This window comes from Clavibacter michiganensis, from assembly GCF_016907085.1.
GTDB lineage: Bacteria > Actinomycetota > Actinomycetes > Actinomycetales > Microbacteriaceae > Clavibacter > Clavibacter michiganensis_O.
In genome coordinates this window covers 3,205,308-3,223,422 of sequence record NZ_JAFBBJ010000001.1, presented here as the reverse complement: position 1 = coordinate 3,223,422, position 18,115 = coordinate 3,205,308, and the positions used below count along the sequence as shown (strand labels likewise).

17 protein-coding genes and 1 tRNA gene are annotated in these 18,115 nt (G+C 72.9%); 5 read left to right on the top strand and 13 right to left on the bottom strand.

Annotated features, from left to right (window positions below; all coding sequences use genetic code 11):
* Positions 1 to 233 precede the first annotated feature (233 nt).
* The 5 genes from JOE38_RS15200 to JOE38_RS15180 all read right to left on the bottom strand — a co-directional run bounded on the left by JOE38_RS15200 (position 234) and on the right by JOE38_RS15180 (position 3,795).
* A complete protein-coding gene (locus tag JOE38_RS15200; protein WP_204577018.1) occupies positions 234 to 593 on the bottom strand; it encodes an Rv3654c family TadE-like protein in 360 nt (119 codons plus the stop codon).
* A complete protein-coding gene (locus JOE38_RS15985; RefSeq protein ID WP_204577017.1) occupies positions 583 to 984 on the bottom strand; it encodes a TadE family type IV pilus minor pilin in 402 nt (133 codons plus the stop codon). Before JOE38_RS15985 ends, JOE38_RS15200 begins: the two co-directional genes overlap by 11 nt.
* Entirely contained in the window at positions 981 to 1,172 is a 192-nt protein-coding gene (locus JOE38_RS16085; RefSeq protein WP_307838906.1) for a DUF4244 domain-containing protein, read from the bottom strand. Before JOE38_RS16085 ends, JOE38_RS15985 begins: the two co-directional genes overlap by 4 nt.
* Positions 1,173 to 1,543: 371 nt before the next feature.
* Entirely contained in the window at positions 1,544 to 2,551 is a 1,008-nt protein-coding gene (locus tag JOE38_RS15185) for a type II secretion system F family protein (RefSeq protein WP_204577015.1), read from the bottom strand.
* Positions 2,548 to 3,795: a TadA family conjugal transfer-associated ATPase gene (locus JOE38_RS15180; protein ID WP_204577014.1), complete on the bottom strand. Its 1,248-nt coding sequence runs from the start codon at positions 3,793 to 3,795 to the stop codon at positions 2,548 to 2,550. Before JOE38_RS15180 ends, JOE38_RS15185 begins: the two co-directional genes overlap by 4 nt.
* Before the next feature lie 337 nt (positions 3,796 to 4,132).
* Here JOE38_RS15180 and acs point away from each other — a divergent pair, with 337 nt between their 5' ends.
* Positions 4,133 to 6,172 (top strand): acetate--CoA ligase, encoded by a 2,040-nt coding sequence (gene acs / locus JOE38_RS15175; RefSeq protein WP_204577013.1) that lies wholly within the window; start codon positions 4,133 to 4,135, stop codon positions 6,170 to 6,172.
* An 84-nt stretch (positions 6,173 to 6,256) separates the two neighbouring features.
* On the opposite strand, the gene JOE38_RS15170 is transcribed toward acs, so the two are convergent.
* On the bottom strand, positions 6,257 to 6,721 hold the full coding sequence (locus JOE38_RS15170; protein ID WP_104344362.1) for a RidA family protein: 465 nt from the start codon (positions 6,719 to 6,721) through the stop codon (positions 6,257 to 6,259).
* Positions 6,721 to 6,903 carry a hypothetical protein gene (locus JOE38_RS15165; RefSeq protein ID WP_012297657.1) on the bottom strand — a complete coding sequence of 61 codons (183 nt, stop codon included), beginning with the start codon at positions 6,901 to 6,903 and terminating at the stop codon, positions 6,721 to 6,723. The genes JOE38_RS15170 and JOE38_RS15165 overlap by 1 nt, the downstream gene beginning before the upstream one ends.
* A gap of 104 nt (positions 6,904 to 7,007) precedes the next feature.
* Between JOE38_RS15165 and JOE38_RS15160 the strand changes: the two genes are divergently transcribed.
* From JOE38_RS15160 to JOE38_RS15150, 3 genes are all read left to right on the top strand, one after another.
* The gene (locus JOE38_RS15160) at positions 7,008 to 9,551 is read left to right on the top strand and encodes a transglycosylase domain-containing protein (RefSeq protein ID WP_204577012.1); all 2,544 of its coding nucleotides are present in this window, start codon (positions 7,008 to 7,010) and stop codon (positions 9,549 to 9,551) included.
* A complete protein-coding gene (locus JOE38_RS15155) occupies positions 9,551 to 10,495 on the top strand; it encodes a metallophosphoesterase (protein WP_204577011.1) in 945 nt (314 codons plus the stop codon). Before JOE38_RS15160 ends, JOE38_RS15155 begins: the two co-directional genes overlap by 1 nt.
* Before the next feature lie 63 nt (positions 10,496 to 10,558).
* Positions 10,559 to 10,632: transfer RNA gene (locus JOE38_RS15150), tRNA-Pro, on the top strand.
* Positions 10,633 to 10,739: 107 nt separating this feature from the next.
* On the opposite strand, the gene JOE38_RS15145 is transcribed toward JOE38_RS15150, so the two are convergent.
* From JOE38_RS15145 to JOE38_RS15130, 4 genes are all read right to left on the bottom strand, one after another.
* On the bottom strand, positions 10,740 to 11,192 hold the full coding sequence (locus JOE38_RS15145) for a hypothetical protein (RefSeq protein WP_204577010.1): 453 nt from the start codon (positions 11,190 to 11,192) through the stop codon (positions 10,740 to 10,742).
* Complete coding sequence (locus tag JOE38_RS15140; protein ID WP_204577009.1) at positions 11,192 to 12,469, bottom strand: acyltransferase family protein; 1,278 nt, start codon at positions 12,467 to 12,469, stop codon at positions 11,192 to 11,194. The genes JOE38_RS15145 and JOE38_RS15140 overlap by 1 nt, the downstream gene beginning before the upstream one ends.
* A 145-nt stretch (positions 12,470 to 12,614) precedes the next feature.
* Positions 12,615 to 14,843 (bottom strand): transglycosylase domain-containing protein, encoded by a 2,229-nt coding sequence (locus tag JOE38_RS15135; protein WP_204577008.1) that lies wholly within the window; start codon positions 14,841 to 14,843, stop codon positions 12,615 to 12,617.
* Between the two features lie 92 nt (positions 14,844 to 14,935).
* Positions 14,936 to 15,967: an LLM class flavin-dependent oxidoreductase gene (locus JOE38_RS15130; protein WP_204577007.1), complete on the bottom strand. Its 1,032-nt coding sequence runs from the start codon at positions 15,965 to 15,967 to the stop codon at positions 14,936 to 14,938.
* A gap of 68 nt (positions 15,968 to 16,035) precedes the next feature.
* Between JOE38_RS15130 and JOE38_RS15125 the strand changes: the two genes are divergently transcribed.
* The gene (locus JOE38_RS15125) at positions 16,036 to 16,563 is read left to right on the top strand and encodes a VanZ family protein (RefSeq protein WP_204577006.1); all 528 of its coding nucleotides are present in this window, start codon (positions 16,036 to 16,038) and stop codon (positions 16,561 to 16,563) included.
* 39 nt (positions 16,564 to 16,602) lie between these two features.
* Here the strand turns inward: JOE38_RS15125 and JOE38_RS15120 are convergent, their stop codons facing one another.
* Together JOE38_RS15120 and JOE38_RS15115 are read right to left on the bottom strand one after the other, a co-directional pair.
* Positions 16,603 to 17,145, bottom strand: coding sequence for a sortase (locus JOE38_RS15120; protein ID WP_239544850.1), 543 nt, complete (start codon positions 17,143 to 17,145; stop codon positions 16,603 to 16,605).
* A 318-nt stretch (positions 17,146 to 17,463) separates the two neighbouring features.
* The gene (locus JOE38_RS15115) at positions 17,464 to 18,048 is read right to left on the bottom strand and encodes a sortase (RefSeq protein ID WP_204577004.1); all 585 of its coding nucleotides are present in this window, start codon (positions 18,046 to 18,048) and stop codon (positions 17,464 to 17,466) included.
* Between the last annotated feature and the right edge of the window lie 67 nt (positions 18,049 to 18,115).

Genomic DNA, 18,115 nt, shown 5'->3' with positions numbered 1-18,115 from the left:
GACAAGGCACACCATACACACGCGTACCGACCGGCCACCTAATCGCGGTGCCGCCCGAACGCGGCGCGTCCCGGCGGCACCGCGGCCGGCCCGGAGCACCCCGCTCGGACGTGGACCGGGACGCCCCCTGGAGCGCCGACCGCTCTCGCGGGCTGGCGACGCGACGCTCTGGACCGGCGCACCTCAGCTCAGGCGGGAGGGGGCGACGCCCCGGAGGAAGGCGCCGGTGCGGGTCATCCCGGCGCCCGGGACGGAGGTTGACCCGCGCGCGCACGCGCTGTCACCGGCAGGCCGATCGGGCCGTCGTGGCGCTCCGCCTCCACGACAGCCGTCGTGCCCGTGACGTCGCATGCCGTGAGCGCCGCCCCGGCGGCGAACACGACCTCCTCGGCCGCCGAGCACGGGGATCCGGCCGCGAACCCCGCGGCGACATCCGCGGCGGCGAGCGCCCCGGAGTCCGCGGCCCCCGCGGCGGCCGCCCTCTCCACGAGCACGGAGGAGACGGCGACCGTGGCCAGCGCGAGGGCGGTGACCGCTCCGAGCACGCCGACCGCGACCACGGTGCCCGAGCCACCGTCGCCGTCACGGCGCATCCGGATCCTCCTGCCATGCGCACCCCCGCGCCGAGACGCGGAGCCCCGCCGCGCCCGCCGGCCCGAATCGGCTGGGCGCCGTGAGCCGGACGCAGACGGCGTGACCCGAGCGATCCACCGCCATGGACGCTCCCGCAGCCGCGCCCTCGATGCGCGCCGATGCCGTGCCCGCGTCCTCCCCTCGTCCGAGGCTCCGTGCCGCCTCCTCCGCCGCGGACGTCAGCACGATCTGCTGGCCGACCGTCTGCACCGCGCCCAGGCACAGCCCGAGGACCAGCACGACCGCGGGCAGCACGACCGCTAGCTCCGCCGCTGCCGCCCCGCGATCCGCGACAGGCGACGCACGCGGGTCGTGGTGCGGACAGACCCCCGCCGAGGCGCGCGGGATCACCGGTCGTAGGTCAGGGCACGCCGCACGAGGTCGAGGAGCATGCCGCGGACCTCGTCGCTCTGCAGGATGACCACGAGCAGGCCCGCGAACGCCACCGCCGCCATGGTCGCGATGGCGTACTCGGCGGTGGCCGCGCCCCCGTCGCCCGCCGAGCGTCCGAGGAGCGCACGACGCGCCGCCTGCGCCACACGCGCGGATCGCGACGGCACGAGCCTCGGGGGTGCTGTCGCCACCTCCCCGCTGCAGCTCCTCGCGCAGCTCATCGCGCGTCCCGATGATCGCGACGGAGTCGCAGTCGCGGCGGCCAGCGGCCACACCGCGCGGCCCTCCGGTGCCACCGCCGTTCCGCTCGTCCCGGATGCAGTTCCCCGAGCCGCGGCAGCCCCCGCGCCATGCACGTCGATCGGGTACACCTGCTCCTCGATGCGTCCCATGTCCTCGTCCTCTCCCTCTGACGGGCGCTGCCCGCCGTCCTGTCCCTGCCGACCCTCGGCCGGGACATCACCATGCCCCGTCCGCACGGCTCGGCCCGTGACGGGATCTCCGATGGGGGATGCCGTCATCCGTGGCCGAGTGTTGAGGACACGACGGCCAGCAGCATCGGGACGACGCCCACCGCCAGGAACGCCGGCAGGATGCACACGCCCAGCGGCAGCATGAGCCGCGCCGCGAGACGCGCCGCAGCCCGCTCGGCCCGGGTGGCGGCGTCCCTGCGGATCCGTTCCGCCTCGCTCCCGAGGAGCGCGGCGACGGGCGCGCCCGTCCGGGCTGCCGCGTCCACGACCGAACCGACGGCGGCGAGGTCATCGCCGGTGCCCAGCCCGGCGCGTTCGCACGCACGGCGGACGACCGCGACCGCGCGAGGCACGGACGCCCCGCCGGACATGGCCATCGCCACCAGGTCGAGGACCAGTCCGGGCGCCGGCTCGCGCGACACCGCTCGGCTCACCAGGCCGCGGTTCCACCGCCACCCGATCGCCACGAGCGAGGAACCCACCACGAGGCACGCCAGCCCGGGCACGGTGGTGACGAGGACGCGAAGCGGATCGAAGCCGAGCCCCGCCGCCAGGAGCAGGCCGGCGCCCGGCATGAGGAGCACCGTGCGGCTGGTCGCCACCGGCCCCGCGAGCGCCGTCCCGGCGTCGCGGCGCACGCGGGCGATGTCGACGAGGGAGTCGGCGAGCCGGTGGAGGGACCGGGCGAGCGGCGCTCCTGTGCGATCCGCGACCTCGAGCCCGGCGGCGAGCGCGCACCACGATCGTGCGGTGGCTCCGCCCGCCCTCTCGACCGCGGTGGCCGCCTCCACGACGCGCGCGGCGAGCGGATCCGATCCGGCACCCGCGGCCACGCGGCGGACCATGGCGGGCACCGCGCGCTCGCCCCGCCTGGCCCGACCTCCCGGCGGCGCCAGCTGCGACCACGCGCGCTCCGGGTGCAGGCCCGCACCGAGCAGCACGGCGAGCCGTCGCACGAAGCCGGCGATCTCCTCCGCCTCCTCGACGACCGCCTCGTCGCCCGCGCCTCGCAGACGCCGACGCAGCGGGACGGGGTGGGAGCGCCGGATCACGCGCCGGTCCCGCGCGCATCCGGCGCCGTCGCCGTCGCCGCCACCGCCACCGCGGGCTGCGCCATCGGACCCGCGCCGGGGTCCCAGCGCACCGGCATCACCCGGAGGCGGCCGTCGTCGCCGGTCGCGAGGCGTCCCGTGGCCGTCACCCGACGCCCCTGCGGCGTCCTCGCGAGGTGGATGACGAGGCCGATCGCGGTCACCGCCTGCCGCGCCGTCGTGACCGCGTCCATGCCGGCGAGCGCCCCCAGCGCCTCGAGCCGGGCCGGCACGTCCGCAACGCTGTTGGCGTGCAGGGTCCCCGCACCTCCGTCGTGCCCGGTGTTGAGGGCGCCGAGCAGCTCCCGGATCTCGCTGCCCCGGCACTCCCCCACGACGAGCCTGTCCGGCCGCATCCTCAGCGCCTCCCGCACCAGGCGCGGCAGGGACAGCTCCCCGGCCCCCTCGATGTTCGCCTGCCTGGCCTCGAGCGAGACGACGTGCGCGTGCCGCACCCGCAGCTCGGCGACGTCCTCGACGAGCACGATGCGCTCCCGAGGATCCGCCCGGGCGAGCAGCGCGCCGAGCAGGGTCGTCTTGCCGCTGCCGCCCGCGCCCGTGATCAGGAGGTTCGTGCGCCGGCGCACGGCCTCCTCGAGCAGCGCGCGGCAGCCGGGCGGGAACGCACCCGCGACGTCGAGCGCGTCGAGCGTGGGCCTCGCCCGCGAGGGCAACCGGATGGAGAGCAGCGTGCCGCGCGTCGACACGGGCGGCAGCACCGCGTGGATGCGCATCCCGTCGCCCAGCCGCACGTCCACGCAGGGCGCCGCCTCGTCCAGGTGCCGCCCGCCCTCCGCGGCCAGCCGCACGGCGAGCGCCCGCACGGACTGCTCACCGCCGAGGTCGACCCCGGGTCGGCGCTCGGGGCCGGATCCGCGATCCACCCACACCTCGCCGTCGCCGTTGACGAAGACGTCGGTCGTCCGGGGGTCCCCCACCAGAGGGGCGAGGGGACCGAGCGCCGATGGGACGCGGCGCGGGGGCGGGTCCGGCTCGATGTCGGCGACGCCCGCGGGCGACCGGAGGGCCACGACGGTCCCCGCACCCGGACCGGACCCGTCAGCCGTCCTCGCCCGGGGGACGAACGCCGCGGGGCCGCCGACGGGATGACGCGCACCCGGTCCCGCCCCTCCCGCGGACCGGTGTCGCGACGCCTCCTCCGGGAGGACGCCGCGGCCGACGACGGATGCCTGCCACTCGATCATGCGCGGAGGCTAGGCGGCTACGGGCGCCGACGAGCCCCGTCGGATGCAGCCGGGGAGGCCTTGTCACCGCGACCTCCTGGGGAGGAAGAGGGGCGGCGCCCATCGGGGGAACGGGCGCCGCCACGTGACGAAGGATCGGGGGAATCCTGGACTCGCCACACGTCGGGCTTGACCCGACGGCATGAGCATACGCCGCACGCCTCCCGCCACGGGAGGGTTGTGCGTCTTCTGGCCGTTCCCCCACCAGGCTCCCGGGCAGTCGGTCGCCACCGCCCTCCGCGGTCGCCCCTGGCGCCGGGCGACCCACCCGCTAACGTGGGTCGCGGAGAGGATGACGATGACGATGTCCACGAACCCCCGATCGACCCAGCCCGGAGCCGCGAGGCCCGCCGACCACGACCCGGACGAGGCGGGGACGACCGTCCCCTCGCCGTCCGCCGCGACGCCCGAGCCGAGCTCCGTCCACCCGCCGTCGGACGCGTTCCGCGCGACGCGCGTCGCCGACGAGTCCCTCGCGGAGTCCGCCGCCGCGGACCGCCTCGGCTTCTGGGCCGACCGGGCCCGCGAGCTCGTGACCTGGGAGACCCCGTTCGAGACGGTCCTCGACTGGACGGACGCCCCCGTCGCCCGCTGGTTCCCCGATGGCCGGCTCAACGTCGCCTACAACTGCCTCGACCGGCACGTGCTCGCCGGCCACGGCGACCGCGTCGCGCTGCACTGGGAGGGCGAGCCGGGCGACACCCGCGACCTCACCTACGCCGAGCTCACCGCGGAGGTCAAGCGCGCCGCGAACGCCCTCGGCGACCTGGGCGTCGTCGCGGGTGACCGCGTCGCGATCTACCTCCCGATGATCCCGGAGGCCGTGATCGCGATGCTGGCCGTCGCGCGCATCGGCGCGGTCCACTCGGTCGTGTTCGGCGGGTTCAGCGCCGAGAGCCTGCGCGCGCGCATCGACGACGCGGCGGCGCGCGTCGTCATCACCGCCGACGGCGGCTGGCGCAAGGGCAAGGTCTTCCCGCTCAAGCCGGCCGTGGACGCGGCGCTCGTCGGATCGGCCGGATCCGTCGAGCACGTCCTCGTCGTGAGGCGCGGCGAGAACGAGGTGGACTGGGACGAGACGCGCGACCTCTGGTGGCACGAGCGGATCGCCGCGGCGGATCCGGAGCACGAGGTGGAGGCCTTCGAGGCCGAGCACCCCCTCTTCATCCTCTACACGAGCGGCACCACCGGGAAGCCGAAGGGCATCCTGCACACCTCGGGCGGCTACCTCACGCAGGCCGCCTACACGCACCGCAACGTCTTCGACCTGCACCCCGAGACCGACGTCTACTGGTGCACGGCGGACGTCGGCTGGATCACCGGCCACAGCTACGTCGTCTACGGGCCGCTCGCCAACGGCGCCACGCAGGTCGTCTACGAGGGCACGCCCGACACCCCGGAGCCCGGCCGCTGGTGGGACATCGTCGAGAAGCACGGGGTGACCATCCTCTACGCGGCGCCCACCGCCATCCGCTCCTTCATGAAGACGGGCCGCGAGATCCCCGACGCGCGCGACCTCTCCTCCATCCGGCTGCTCGGCTCGGTCGGCGAGCCCATCAACCCGGAGGCGTGGCGCTGGTACCGCGACGTGATCGGGGGCGGCGACGTGCCCGTGGTCGACACGTGGTGGCAGACGGAGACCGGCGGCATCATGATCTCCGCGCTCCCCGGCGTCACCGCCACGAAGCCGGGGTCCGCGCAGTCCCCCATCCCCGGCATCGAGGTCGCCGTGGTCGACGACCAGGGCGAGCCCGTGGCCCGCGGCGAGAGCGGCCTGCTCGTCGTCACGGAGCCGTGGCCGGGCATGCTCCGCGGCATCTGGGGCGATCCGGAGCGCTACCGCGAGACGTACTGGGACCGCTTCGGCGACCGCTACTTCGCGGGCGACGGCGCCCGGCTCGACGAGGACGGCGACATCTGGCTGCTCGGCCGCGTGGACGACGTGATGAACGTCTCCGGCCACCGGCTCTCGACCGCGGAGATCGAGTCCTCGCTCGTCGCGCACCCGTACGTGGCCGAGGCCGCGGTCGTCGGCGCGTCCGACGAGGCGACCGGCCAGGCGGTCGTGGCCTTCGTGATCCTCCGCTCGGCCGAGGCGAGCGCCCTCGGCGACGAGGACCCGAACGAGGTACTCCGGAAGCACGTCTCCGACCAGATCGGCGCCATCGCCAAGCCGCGCCGCGTCTTCGTGGTGCAGGAGCTGCCGAAGACGCGCTCGGGGAAGATCATGCGACGGCTGCTGCGCGACGTGGCGGAGGGCCGGGCCATCGGCGACACCACCACGCTGGCCGACACGCAGGTGATGCAGGTCATCAGCGATCGGATGACCGCAGGCTGACGGCCGAGGACAGCCCGACATGAGGAGGGCCGGGTGCGATGCGCACCCGGCCCTCTCCCTGTCCGCCGCGGCGGACGACGACTACTACTCGACGAGCGCCACCACGAGCTCGACCTCGACGGGCGAGCCGAGCGGCAGCTCCGCGACGCCCACGGCGGAGCGCGCGTGGATCCCCGCATCGCCGAGGATCTCCCCCAGCACCTCGCTCGCGCCGTTGATCACGCCCGGCTGCCCGGTGAACCCCTCGGCCGAGGCGACGAAGCCCGTGACCTTGACCACGCGAGCGATGCGGTCGACGCCGCCGGCCGCGTCCGCCGCGGCCGCGAGCCCGTTGAGCGCGCACGTGCGGGCGTGCGCCTTGGCATCCTCGGCGGACACCTCGGCGCCGACCTTGCCGGTCGCGGCGAGCGCGCCGTCGACGAACGGCAGCTGGCCGCTCGTGTAGACGAGGCCGCCGTGGACGACGGCGGGGACGTAGGCGGCGACGGGGGCCGCGACCGCGGGCAGCTCGATGCCGAGCTCGGCCAGCCGGTCGGAGATCGCGCCCATCAGGCGCCGTGCTCCGCGCCGGCGACCGGGCGCTTCATGTACGCGACGAGCCCGCCCTCGGGGCCGGTGACGACCTGCACGAGCTCCCAGCCCTGCGATCCCCAGGTGTTGAGGATGGCGGCGGTGTTGTGGATCATCAGGGGCGTGGTGAGGTACTCCCACTGCGCGGGCGTTGCGGTCATCTCGGCTCCTTGCCGGTCGGGTCGGGTGCGTGACGGGACGGGCGCGGGCGGCCGGCGCACAGGTCTCACGGGTTCCCATACACCCTTCCCGTACTCTGGAGTCTATGTCTGCTTCCAAGAACACGCCCGGCCGCGTCGCCGCCGCGCTCACGGGCGTCCTCGGCATGAGCGCCGTGGCCGGCGTGCTGGTCGCGGCGATGGTCACCCCGGCCATCGCCGTCACGAGCCTCGCGGCCAACAACACGATCGGCCTCTTCGAGGACCTGCCGGACTACCTGCAGATCGACAACCTCGCCCAGAAGACCGAGCTCTACGCCACGCAGGGCGGGCAGCCGGTCAAGTTCGCCGAGTTCTACGCGCAGAACCGCGAGGAGGTCGGGTGGGACGAGGTCTCCGACAACGCGAAGGCCGCGGCCGTCGACACGGAGGACCCCCGCTTCTACGAGCACGGCGGGGTCGACGTGCAGTCCACGTTCCGCGCGCTCGCCCAGAACGTCATCGGCGGCGGCGTCGAGTCGGGCGCGAGCACCATCACCATGCAGTACGTGAAGAACGTGCTCGTGCAGAAGGCGGAGACGCTCGCGACGACGGATCCGGACGCGGGTAAGAAGGCCTACGCGGAGGCGACGCAGGAGTCGACCGCCCGCAAGCTCAAGGAGATGCGCCTGGCGATCGGGCTGGAGAAGAAGTTCTCCAAGAACGACATCCTCCTCGGCTACCTCAACATCGCGAACTACGGCGGCAGCGTCTACGGGATCCAGTCGGCCGCGAAGTACTACTACGGCGTGAACGCCACGGACCTGAGCATCGCGCAGGCCGCGAGCCTCGTCGCCACGGTCAACTACCCCACGGCCCTCCGCATCGACGAGCCGGGCAACATCCAGGCCAACCAGGCGCGGCGCGACATCCTCATCGACAACATGCTCAAGCACCACAGCATCACGCAGCAGCAGCACGACGAGGCCATCGCCACCCCGGTCACCCCCGCGATCACCCCGTCGGTGAGCGGCTGCAACGCCGCCCAGCCCGCCAGCGCCGCGTACTTCTGCGACGCGGTGAAGTACACGGTCGAGAACTCGAAGGAGTTCGGCGCGACCCCCGATGAGGCGCGGATCAACCTGAACCGCAACGGCTACAAGATCTACACGACGCTGAACCTCGACCTGCAGGCCAAGGCCACGGACGACATGCGCAAGCAGATTCCCACGACGATGAACAGCATCCCGGAGCTCGGGTCGGCGATGACCAGCGTCGAGGCGAAGACCGGTCGCGTCATCGCCATGGTGCAGAACACCGACTACGGCAACAACGCGGGCGCCGGTGTGCAGAGCGTCAACTTCAACACCGACCAGGACATGGGCGGGTCGCGTGGCTTCCAGGTGGGATCGACGTACAAGCTCGTCACCCTCCTCGAGTGGCTCAAGGAGGGGCACTCGGTGAATGAGGTCGTCAACTCCTCCAAGGGGACATGGGCCGGAAGCGACTTCCGCGACTCGTGCACGGGCGGGACGTTGAGCTCGAAGCCGCTGACGGTCACGAACGACGGGGCTGCGCCGGGTGCCAACCGGACCGTCATGTCCGGGACCGCGAACTCCACCAACACCGCGTTCATGGCCATGGCCTCAGAGCTCGACATGTGCGGCATCGTGCAGACCGCGAAGGACATCGGGATCCACCAGGCGGACAAGAGCAAGCCGCTCTCCGGTCTCGTGTCCGACATCATCGGTTCCGGTGGCAACAACATCGCGCCGCTCACGATGGCCTCGGCGTACGCCACGGTCGCGAACAACGGCACCACGTGCACGCCGATCCTGATTGACAAGGTCGTGCTGCCCGATGACACCGAGATCACGCCGCCGTCGGCCAACTGCACCGAGACCGTGAGCCCGGATGTCGCGCACACCGCCGCCTACGCGCTCGCCGGCGTCATGGGCGCGACCGGTGCCGCGGCCAACACGAACGACGGCACACCGCTCATCGGCAAGACGGGCACCACGGACAGGGCGAAGGACACCTGGTTCGTCGGCTCCAGCACCGAGGTCACCACCGCCATCTGGGTGGGCAGCTACGGCGGACAGGACATCCGCCAGCGCCAGACGAAGCTCCCGAACGGGCAGCTCATGTCCACCGCCCGCTTCGCGGTCTGGAAGCCGTTCATGCAGGCCGTCAACGCGGTCTACAAGGGATCGGCGTTCCCCGGCCCGGCAGCGGATCTCACCCGCACGCCGACGGTCCAGGTGCCGGACGTGTCGGGCATGTCGCCCGCCGACGCCCAGTCCGCCATCGAGGGCGCGGGCCTGTCCTTCGCCCAGGGCGGCGCGCGCGCCTCCTCGAGCGTGCCCGCCGGGCAGGTCGCCGGATCCGACCCGGGTGCCGGCGCCAACGCCGCGCGTGGGTCCACCGTGACGGTGTTCATCAGCAGCGGGCCCGACCAGAGCCAGCAGCAGGGCACGCCGGGCACCGTGCCGGACGTGCGCGGGCAGGACATGACGACCGCCCGGCAGACGCTACGGGGGGCCGGCTTCGACGTGACCATGGCGCAGGAGCAGGTGCAGGACAACTCGCAGATCGGCAAGGCGACCCGCACGGATCCTGCGGCCGGACAGCAGAGCGGCGGCCCCGTGACGCTCTACATCGGACGCAGCTGATGAGCGTGCTCGGCAGTATCGCCCGCACCGTCGGCGGCGTCGCCGCGGCCGGCGCGGCGGTCTTCGCGTACGCGTCCTTCTACGAGCGGCGCCGCTTCACCCTCCGCGAGGTGACGGTGCCGGTGCTCCCCGTGGGCGCCGACCCCATCCGCGTGCTGCACCTCTCGGACATGCACATGGCCCCGTGGCAGCACAAGAAGCAGCGGTGGGTGCGCGAGCTCGCGGAGCTCAAGCCCGACCTCGTCGTCGACACCGGTGACAACACGGGCCACGAGCAGGGCATCGTCGCGGTCGAGGAGACCCTCGAGGCCTTCCGCGGGATCCCCGGCGTCTTCGTGCACGGCTCGAACGACTACTACGGGCCGATGCTGAAGAACCCGTTCAAGTACTTCACCGCCAACACGCACGCCACGCAGCGGCCCGCCGACCTGGACCTCCCCCGGCTCGAGCGGCTCTACGCGTCGCTCGGCTGGGTCGACCTCAACAACGCGGCCGGCGCGATCGAGGTCAACGGCACGCTGCTCGAGTTCTTCGGCGTCGATGACCCGCACCGCGACTTCGATCACCTCGAGGCGCTCCCCGGCGCCCTCGACGCGCTGCGCGAGGACGGGGAGGCCTACCAGGGTGCCTCGGACGCGCCGGTCGTGTCCATCGGCGTCGCGCACGCCCCCTACCGCCGGGTGCTCGACTCGTTCGTCACCAACGGCGCCCGCATGATCTTCGCCGGGCACACGCACGGCGGCCAGGTCTGCGTGCCCGGCTACGGCGCGCTCGTCACCAACTGCGACATCCCGCGCCGCCAGGTGAAGGGCCTCAGCGTCTGGCCGCACGCCGACCGAGCCTCGTTCCTGAACGTGAGCGCGGGCCTCGGCACGTCGATCTACGCGCCCGTGCGCTTCGCGTGCTTCCCCGAGGCGACGCTGCTCACGCTCACCGCCGTCTGACCGCCCGCGGCGTACTCGGGACCCCGGAACATCGGGTATCGTAGAGCCCGGCCCTCGGGCCATCGGGGTGTGGCGCAGTTTGGTAGCGCGCTTCGTTCGGGACGAAGAGGTCGCAGGTTCAAATCCTGTTACCCCGACACACCGCCTCCTCCGGGAGGCACAGCACGACAGGCACGAACGACAAGGGCCGCTCCTCCGGGAGCGGCCCTTCGTGGTGCGGACGCCATGCGCTCCGCGGACGGCATCACCCCGCGTGCCGCTCGCGCACGCGCAGGACGACGTGGATGAGGAGCAGGATCGCGGCGGCCGGAAGAGCGGGCCCCGACAGCATGAAGAGGGCCAGGGATCGCGGCTGGTCGGACACCCAGTAGCCGTACGGGCCTGCCGAGAGCGGGAACTGGGCCGCGGCGACGATGACGCCCGCCACGACCAGCACGGGGAACGCCCACGCGGACCTCACGACGCCGAAACGGCGGAGGCACAGCACGCAGCACGAGAACGCGGCGATCACCGCGATGCCCACGGCGACGGCGACGATGACGGCGGCGTCCCTCTCGTCCTCGGTCGGCGACGACGCCTGGGAGATGAAGACGAACTCGTAGAACAGGAGCGCGACGCCGACGCACCACCATGCTCCCGCCGAGGAGAGCCCGAGCCCCATCCGCCTCTTCCGCTGGCCCGTCGAGACGTCGGTCATCACCGCTCCTCCCGCGGGGACGACCGCGTTCTCTCGGAGGACATGGCGTCCCCACGCCGCCGTCGTGCCGGTCGACGGTCGACGTCCTTGAGTCGCAGCGCCGGCCGCTCGATCGCGTAGTACGTCGCCGCGGAGAGCGCGAGCGTCACCGCCCCGACCACCAGCGTGTTGAGGGCGAAGCCCGCGAGCGTGTCCGGCAGCACGAGGCCCGCGCGGCGGAGGAAGCGGATCACCGGCAGGTGCCACAGGTAGACGCTGAACGAGATCGTGCCGAGCCACGCGATCCACCGGAGCTCGAGGAAGCGGGTGACCGGCCCGAGGGATCCGCCGCGCCGCGGCAGCGCCACGAGGAGCAGCAGCGTCGCGCACGAGGCGGCCACGATGCTCTCCTCGAACGCGCCCACGGGCGCCTCGGAGGCGACCACGATGAGCGCCGCGGCGACGATGCCGGCGGGCACGCGCCAGACCGCCACGCGGTCGCGCAGGCCCTCGTCCGCGGACAGGGCGAGCAGGACGACGGCCGCCGCCATGCCGTAGGCGAAGAGGTCCGCGTGCACGAGGATGCTGCGGTTCGCGACCGCCTCCCACGTGACGCCCCACTCGCTCGCGAGGCGTCCGCGGTGACCGAGCGGCGCCTGCGCGATCATCGACCAGACCTTGCCGGCCACGCCGATCAGCAGGAGCACCGCCGCGGGGGCCAGGGCGCGGATCCACGTCGCTCTCCCGCGCAGCAGCCGGGCCGCCAGCAGCGCGACGATCGGCAGCACCACGTAGAAGGACACCTCGACGGCGAGCGTCCACGCGACCTCGATGCCGCTGCGCAGCGTCCGCGGCGCGTAGCCCTGCAGCAGCAGGGCGTTCACGATCGTGTCGACCGGCCCGAGCGTGCCCACGGAGATGCCGGCGTCGCGGCTCTCGCGCGGCAGGATCGCGATGCGCAGCACGAGGCTCACGAGCAGCAGCACCACGATGTAGCCCGGGAAGACGCGGAGCGCGCGGTTCACGGCGTAGCGCGACAGCCGCGGCATGGCGGCGCCGTCGACGAGGCTCCGCGCGAACGGCAGGAACAGCAGGAAGCCGCTCAGCACGAAGAAGAGCGTGACGCCGTGGCTGAAGAAGGCGACCTCGCCGACGAGCGGTACGTCGGTCGTGGGCCGGGCCAGCTGGCGCTGCACGTGGTACAGCAGCACGGCGACGGCGGCGACACCGCGGAGCCCCTCGATGCCGGGCAGGAGCGTGCGCACGCGCGCGGGTGCGGACGTCGGGGTCCCGGTCATGTCGGCCTTCCCGGGTCGGTGGAGCGGCGGTCGTCCAGTCTACGAGGCGCACGATCCGAGGCATCCGGTGCCCGGCGGCGCACAGCACGACGGCCGCCGCCCGGAGGCGACGGCCGTCGGCGCGCGCTCCCCATCGAGCGCGGGCTCATCCCTCCGCGGGAGGGGCCGGCTGGGACGGCGCCGGGGCGGCGGGCGCCTCGGGCGCCGTGGGCGCCGCCGACTGCGTGGGCTTCGGTGCCGGCGGCACGTACGGCTTCTTCGTGAGCGTGCTGCTCGGGGCGGGGAAGCCCTCCGCCGGGTAGCGGTCGTCGATGAACGTCTGCAGCGGCTTGAAGATCCGGTGACGCGCGCTGTCCGCGGCCGAGCCGTTGAGGACGTTGCGGCGCATGGACACGAAGCCCTCGACGTTGCCGACCCAGACGGCCGTCGTGACCTCGGTGGAGGATCCGACGAACCAGGTGTCCTTCGAGCGGTCCGTCGTGCCCGTCTTGCCCATGATCTCCGTGCCGTCGCGTGGGTTCGACGCCGCACCCGTGCCGCCCATGACGGCCTTGAGCGTGAAGGCCGCCGTGTTGGCCACCTCGGGGCTCATGGCCTGCGCGCACTCGCTCTTCGGCGTCACGAGCTCGGACTCGTCCGGGAGGACCACCTTGTCGATCGCGATGGGCGGGCACATGGTGCCCTGGTTCGCGACGGAGGAGAAGGCGGTCGCCATCTGGAGCGGGGCGACGTTGTTGCCACCCGAACCGACCACGTCCGGCGGGTAGTTCTGCAGATCGCGGTTGTCGGCGTTGTAGACGCCCATGTCCTTCGCCGTCTGGTTGATGTCGCAGATGTCGAGCTGGCTGGCCATCGCGATGAACGCCGAGTTCACGGACGCGACGGTCGCCTGGAGGACCGTCTGATTCGAGGTGGCGCCGGTGTTGGTGTCGTTGGTGACCGTGTACGGCTCGGAACCCACGCGCTCCCCGCAGGCGCGGAACTCCGACTGGTTCCACTTGGTCTTCGACGCGTTGACGGTCTGGTAGACGGACTTCCCGCTCTTCAGCCAGTCGACGAGGGTGAAGATCTTGTACGTGGATCCGACCTGGAACCCCGCGGAGCCGCCGTGCGCCTTGTCCGCGGAGTAGTTGATCTCCGTGACGCCGGCCTGGTCGGCGGCGACGCCGTAGTCCGTGTTCTGCGCCATCGCGATGATGCGGCCGGTCTTCACCTCGCGGGAGACCACGGATCCACCGATCTTCGTGAAGCGCGCGGTCGTCGGCACCTGCTTGCGCATCTGCTCCGCCGCGTTCCCCTGGATGTCGAGGTCGAGCGTCGTGTAGACCTGCATGCCGCCGCGCTTGAGCACGGCGTCGCGCTCGGCCGGCGTCGCGCCGAACTCCGGGTTCGTGAGGATCTCGTTCTTCACGTAGTCGCAGAAGTACGCGGCCGAGATCGGGTTGGCCTGGATGCAGCCGCTCGTGGAGGGCGTGATCGTCGGCGTGATCGCCGCGGCGGACGCCGTGTCGTACTGCTCCTGCGTGATCTTCTGCTCCTTGAGCATGTTCCGCAGCAGCAGGTCGCGGCGCTCCTTGTTGCGCTCGAGGTTGTCCGGGTTGTCGATCTTGAAGACCTCGGGCGCGTTGACCGTGGCGATGAGGCTCGCGGCCTGCTCGAGCGTGAGGTCGGCGGCCGAGACGTTGAAGTAGTAGCGCGCCGCGGACTCGATGCCGTAGACCCGGCTGCCGAAGTTCGCGATGTTGAGGTAGGCGAGGAGGATCTCGTTCTTGGAGTACTTCTTCTCCACCCCGATCGCCATCCGCATCTCCTTGAGCTTGCGGGGCATGTCGGGCTGGGTCGCCTCCTGGAAGGCCTTGCGGCCCTCGGCCTGGGTGGCCTCGTCGGAGGAGTCGACCATGTTCTGGGCCTTCTGGACCAGGACGTTGCGGACGTACTGCATCGTGATCGTGGAGGCGCCCGACTGGACCTCCTTGTTCAGCACGTTCTGCGCGAGAGCGCGCGCGGCCGACAGCACGTCGACGCCGCCGTGCTCGTAGTAGCGAGGGTCCTCGGTCGCGATCGCGGCGTCCTTCGCGAACGACGAGACGGCGTCCCACGGGACCTCCTCGCGGTCCTGCGAGAAGAACTCGGCGAAGGGCACCTGGTCGTCGCCCTGCTTGGCGTAGAGGACCGTCTTCTGCGCGAGGTTGTCGATCTGCAGGTTGTCGGGGATGTCCTCGAACACGCCGATGGTGCTGTTGGCCGCGATGCCCGACACGGCGATGGCCGGGGTCACCATGGCGGCGACGAGCACGCCGGCGATCGTGCTCATGCCGACGAGTCCGAGGAACGCGCCCAACCGGGTCGAGATGGTCAGGTCAGTTTTCCTCATGGTACGAATCTAACCCGCGCCCTGAGCGGTCGCGTCCGTCGCAGGTATGGTCCCAGCTCCCCGTGGCCGAAATGTGATGAGTGCACTCGCGATCAGGCCGCGCAGGCCTCCCCGATGGCCAGATCGCGCACGGTGCGGAGCGTCCGGATGCGGTGGTCGAGCGTCGTGGACGACGGCGCGACGATGAGCTCGTCGGCCCCCGTGCTCGTGAGCAGGCGCTCGAGGCCGATCCGCACGGCGTCGGGCGAGCCGATGGCCTGGCGTCGGTCGCGCGCCCCGATGATCTCGCGCTCGAGGTCGCTGAACTCGTACGCGGCGGCCTCGGCCGGATCCACCGGCTGCGGCTTCCCGCCCTGGCGCATGCGGAGCCACGTGATGCGGCCGGCGCGCGCCTCGCGCTCGACGACGTCCGGGTCCTCGTCGGCGATGACGCTCACCGCGATGGCGCTGTGGGGCGCGGCGAGGTCGTCGCTCGGCTGGAAGCGCTCGCGGTACATCGCGAGCGCCTGCTCCGTGCGGTCGCCGGCGAAGTGGTGCGCGAAGGCGAAGCGGATCCCGAGGGCCGCCGCTACCTGGGCGGAGTATCCGCTGGATCCGAGGAGCCACATCTGCGGCCGGTCGCCGAGGCCCGGGACGGCCGTGATCCCGCGCAGCGGGTTGTCGTCGGCCATGCCGCCGGTGAAGAAGCCGACCAGGTCGACGAGCTGCTGCGGGAAGTCGTCGACGCCCAGGCCCGCCTCGCTGCGGCGGAGCGCCATCGCGGTCGCCCCGTCGGTGCCGGGAGCCCGGCCGATGCCGAGGTCGATGCGGTCGCCGTAGAGGGCGCGGAGGGTCCCGAACTGCTCCGCCACGACGAGCGGCGTGTGGTTCGGCAGCATGACGCCGCCGCTGCCGACGCGGATGGTGGACGTGCGCGCGGCGATGCCCGCGAGGAGGACGGCCGGTGCGGAGCTCGCGATCCCCGGCATCCCGTGGTGCTCGGCGACCCAGAACCGCGAGTAGCCCGCGGACTCGGCGGCCTGGGCGAGACGGATGCTGCCGGCGACGGCGTCGCCGTTCGTGCCGCCGAAGGGGCGCGGGGCGAGGTCGAGGACGTTCAGCGGGACGCGTTCGAGGTGGGTCACCCCGGGGAGAACGGGCGGGATCGGCGGCGCATTCCCCGCGGAGGGCCCGTTGCTAGGCTGCCGACCCCATGGATCCCGCCGCCTCCGCCCCCTCGTCGCGTGCCCCGGCAGAGGGCACCGCGCCCGGGCGGTCGCCGTGGGGCGCGCAGCGGGACCGCGCGCGCCGACGCACCCGCCGACGGCAGGCCGCCGTGCTCCTCGTGGCGTACGTCGCCCTGATCGGGCTGGTCACGCTCACCCCCGACAGCGTCGATCGCGGCGTGTACCCGTACCTGATGCGGGGCGTGGTGTTCGTGCAGCGCCACGGCATCCCCGGCTTCCGCTACTCGATGATCGAGGAGGTCGCCAACGTCGCCCTCTTCGCGCCGCTGGGCATGCTCGGCGTGCTCGCGCTCGGGGCTCCGCGCTGGTGGGTCGTCGTGCTCGCCGGGACCGCCATGTCGGCGTCGGTCGAGCTCGCGCAGGGCGCGTTCCTGCCGGCGCGCGTGGCCTCCGTCACCGACGTGGCGGCCAACGGCGCCGGTGCTCTCCTCGGCGCGACGAGCGCGGCGCTCGTCGCGACCCGGAGACGACGACGCGGGCGGATCCGGTCGTGATCGGATCCGCCCGCGTCGGGGCTCATGCGGGGCCGGGCGTCAGGACGCGCGGCGCCGGCGGGCCGTCGCGATCCCCGCGGCTGCGGCACCGACGAGGAGCAGCCCGCCACCGGTGATCGCGAGGCCGGTGGGCAGGGTGCCGCCGGTGACGGGGAGCGATCCCGCATCCGCCGCGGTGCGGGTGCTCGCCGGGACGACGGAGACGATGCCGCACCAGTGGTCGCCCGACGCGGCGGTCTGGTTGGCGCGCCAGGTCCCCGACGCCGTCGTCGGGACGACGAGCGTGCCGGAGACGGAGCCGTCGGCCGCGGCCGTGACGGAGGCGGCGGGGTCGCCCGCCGCTGCGGGTGCACCGGCTGCCGCGGAGAGGCGGACGGCGACGGTCTCGCCCGGGGTGAAGGATCCGGCCACGCCGGCGATACGGACCGACTCGCCCGGCGCGACGGCGGCCGGGGTCACGGACATGCCGCTGCAGGCGATGGCGGAGTCCTTGGGGACGTAGTTCTCCGCCTGGGCGGCGAGGGGGACGGAAACGGTGATCGCGAGCGCGACGAACGCGCCCGCCAGGGTCTTGGCGAGCATCTCGGGTGTGCCTTCTCTGATGCGCCCGGGGCGGACGTGCGGGGGCACGACGGGTATCGCCTCGGGGCGGTGGTGTCCGCGGCGCGCGATTTCGGGTCGACGCCTTCAGGCAGACAGCGGGTCGGGTAAACCCACATCGGCGATGCTAGCCGCGTCTCGGCTCCGCGCGGAGGCTCGGGGCGGGATCGGCCCCGGACTGGGGCCAACCGGCACCCGCATCCCGCCCCGGAGACGGCGGAAGGCCCCGAGGCGGATGCCTCGGGGCCTTCCGTCGCCCGCCTCCGGAGAGGAGTCAGACGACGCTGTTCGTGATGCGGATCAGATCGTGCTGCGCTGGCGACGGACCGTCGCGAGCACCACCACGAGGGCGGCGCCGAGCAGGAGCAGGCCGCCGCCGGTCCAGATGAGGACGACGGGCAGCTGGCCACCCGTGACGGGGAGGCCCGCGGCGCCGTCGGCGCTGGAGCCGCCAACCGCGGTGCCGTTGCCGGCGGCCGCGACGACCGAGATCGTCGTGGAGACGGTGTTGCCCTGGGCGTCGGTGCCGGTGAGGGCGTAGGAGCCCGTCGCGGAACCGGCGGGCAGCGTGACGGTGACGCGGAGGCCGCCGGCGTTGGTCGCGTTCTTGGTGATGGAGTTGCTGGTGACGGCCATGGGGGCCGTGCGGAAGGAGGCGAGCGTGGCGTTGGCCGCGTCCTCGCCCGTGATGGTGATGGTCACCAGGCTGTTGGCGGCGAAGGAGCCGTCCGCGAAGGACAGGACCGTGCTCTGGCCGGGCGCGACGGTCGGGTCGCTGACGGAGACGCCGCCCTCGGGCGTGTACGGGTCCGCGTTGGCGGCGGTGGCGACGGTGAACGTCGCGGCGAGGGCGATGGCCGCCCCGGCGAGGATCTTCTTGAACATGTGGTTCCCCCAGTGTGAGCTTCTCGTGGTGCACAGGGGCCACTAGCGGACTCGGGTCCGCCGTCGA

Coding starts and splice junctions, on each gene's coding strand:
- JOE38_RS15200 (WP_204577018.1), bottom strand. CDS start 593: ATGCGCCGTGACGGCGACGGTGGCTCGGGCACCGTGGTCGCGGTCGGC.
- JOE38_RS15180 (WP_204577014.1), bottom strand. CDS start 3,795: ATGATCGAGTGGCAGGCATCCGTCGTCGGCCGCGGCGTCCTCCCGGAG.
- acs (WP_204577013.1), top strand. CDS start 4,133: ATGACGATGTCCACGAACCCCCGATCGACCCAGCCCGGAGCCGCGAGG.
- JOE38_RS15170 (WP_104344362.1), bottom strand. CDS start 6,721: ATGGGCGCGATCTCCGACCGGCTGGCCGAGCTCGGCATCGAGCTGCCC.
- JOE38_RS15165 (WP_012297657.1), bottom strand. CDS start 6,903: ATGACCGCAACGCCCGCGCAGTGGGAGTACCTCACCACGCCCCTGATG.
- JOE38_RS15160 (WP_204577012.1), top strand. CDS start 7,008: ATGTCTGCTTCCAAGAACACGCCCGGCCGCGTCGCCGCCGCGCTCACG.
- JOE38_RS15155 (WP_204577011.1), top strand. CDS start 9,551: ATGAGCGTGCTCGGCAGTATCGCCCGCACCGTCGGCGGCGTCGCCGCG.
- JOE38_RS15145 (WP_204577010.1), bottom strand. CDS start 11,192: ATGACCGACGTCTCGACGGGCCAGCGGAAGAGGCGGATGGGGCTCGGG.
- JOE38_RS15140 (WP_204577009.1), bottom strand. CDS start 12,469: ATGACCGGGACCCCGACGTCCGCACCCGCGCGCGTGCGCACGCTCCTG.
- JOE38_RS15135 (WP_204577008.1), bottom strand. CDS start 14,843: ATGAGGAAAACTGACCTGACCATCTCGACCCGGTTGGGCGCGTTCCTC.
- JOE38_RS15125 (WP_204577006.1), top strand. CDS start 16,036: ATGGATCCCGCCGCCTCCGCCCCCTCGTCGCGTGCCCCGGCAGAGGGC.
- JOE38_RS15120 (WP_239544850.1), bottom strand. CDS start 17,145: ATGCTCGCCAAGACCCTGGCGGGCGCGTTCGTCGCGCTCGCGATCACC.
- JOE38_RS15115 (WP_204577004.1), bottom strand. CDS start 18,048: ATGTTCAAGAAGATCCTCGCCGGGGCGGCCATCGCCCTCGCCGCGACG.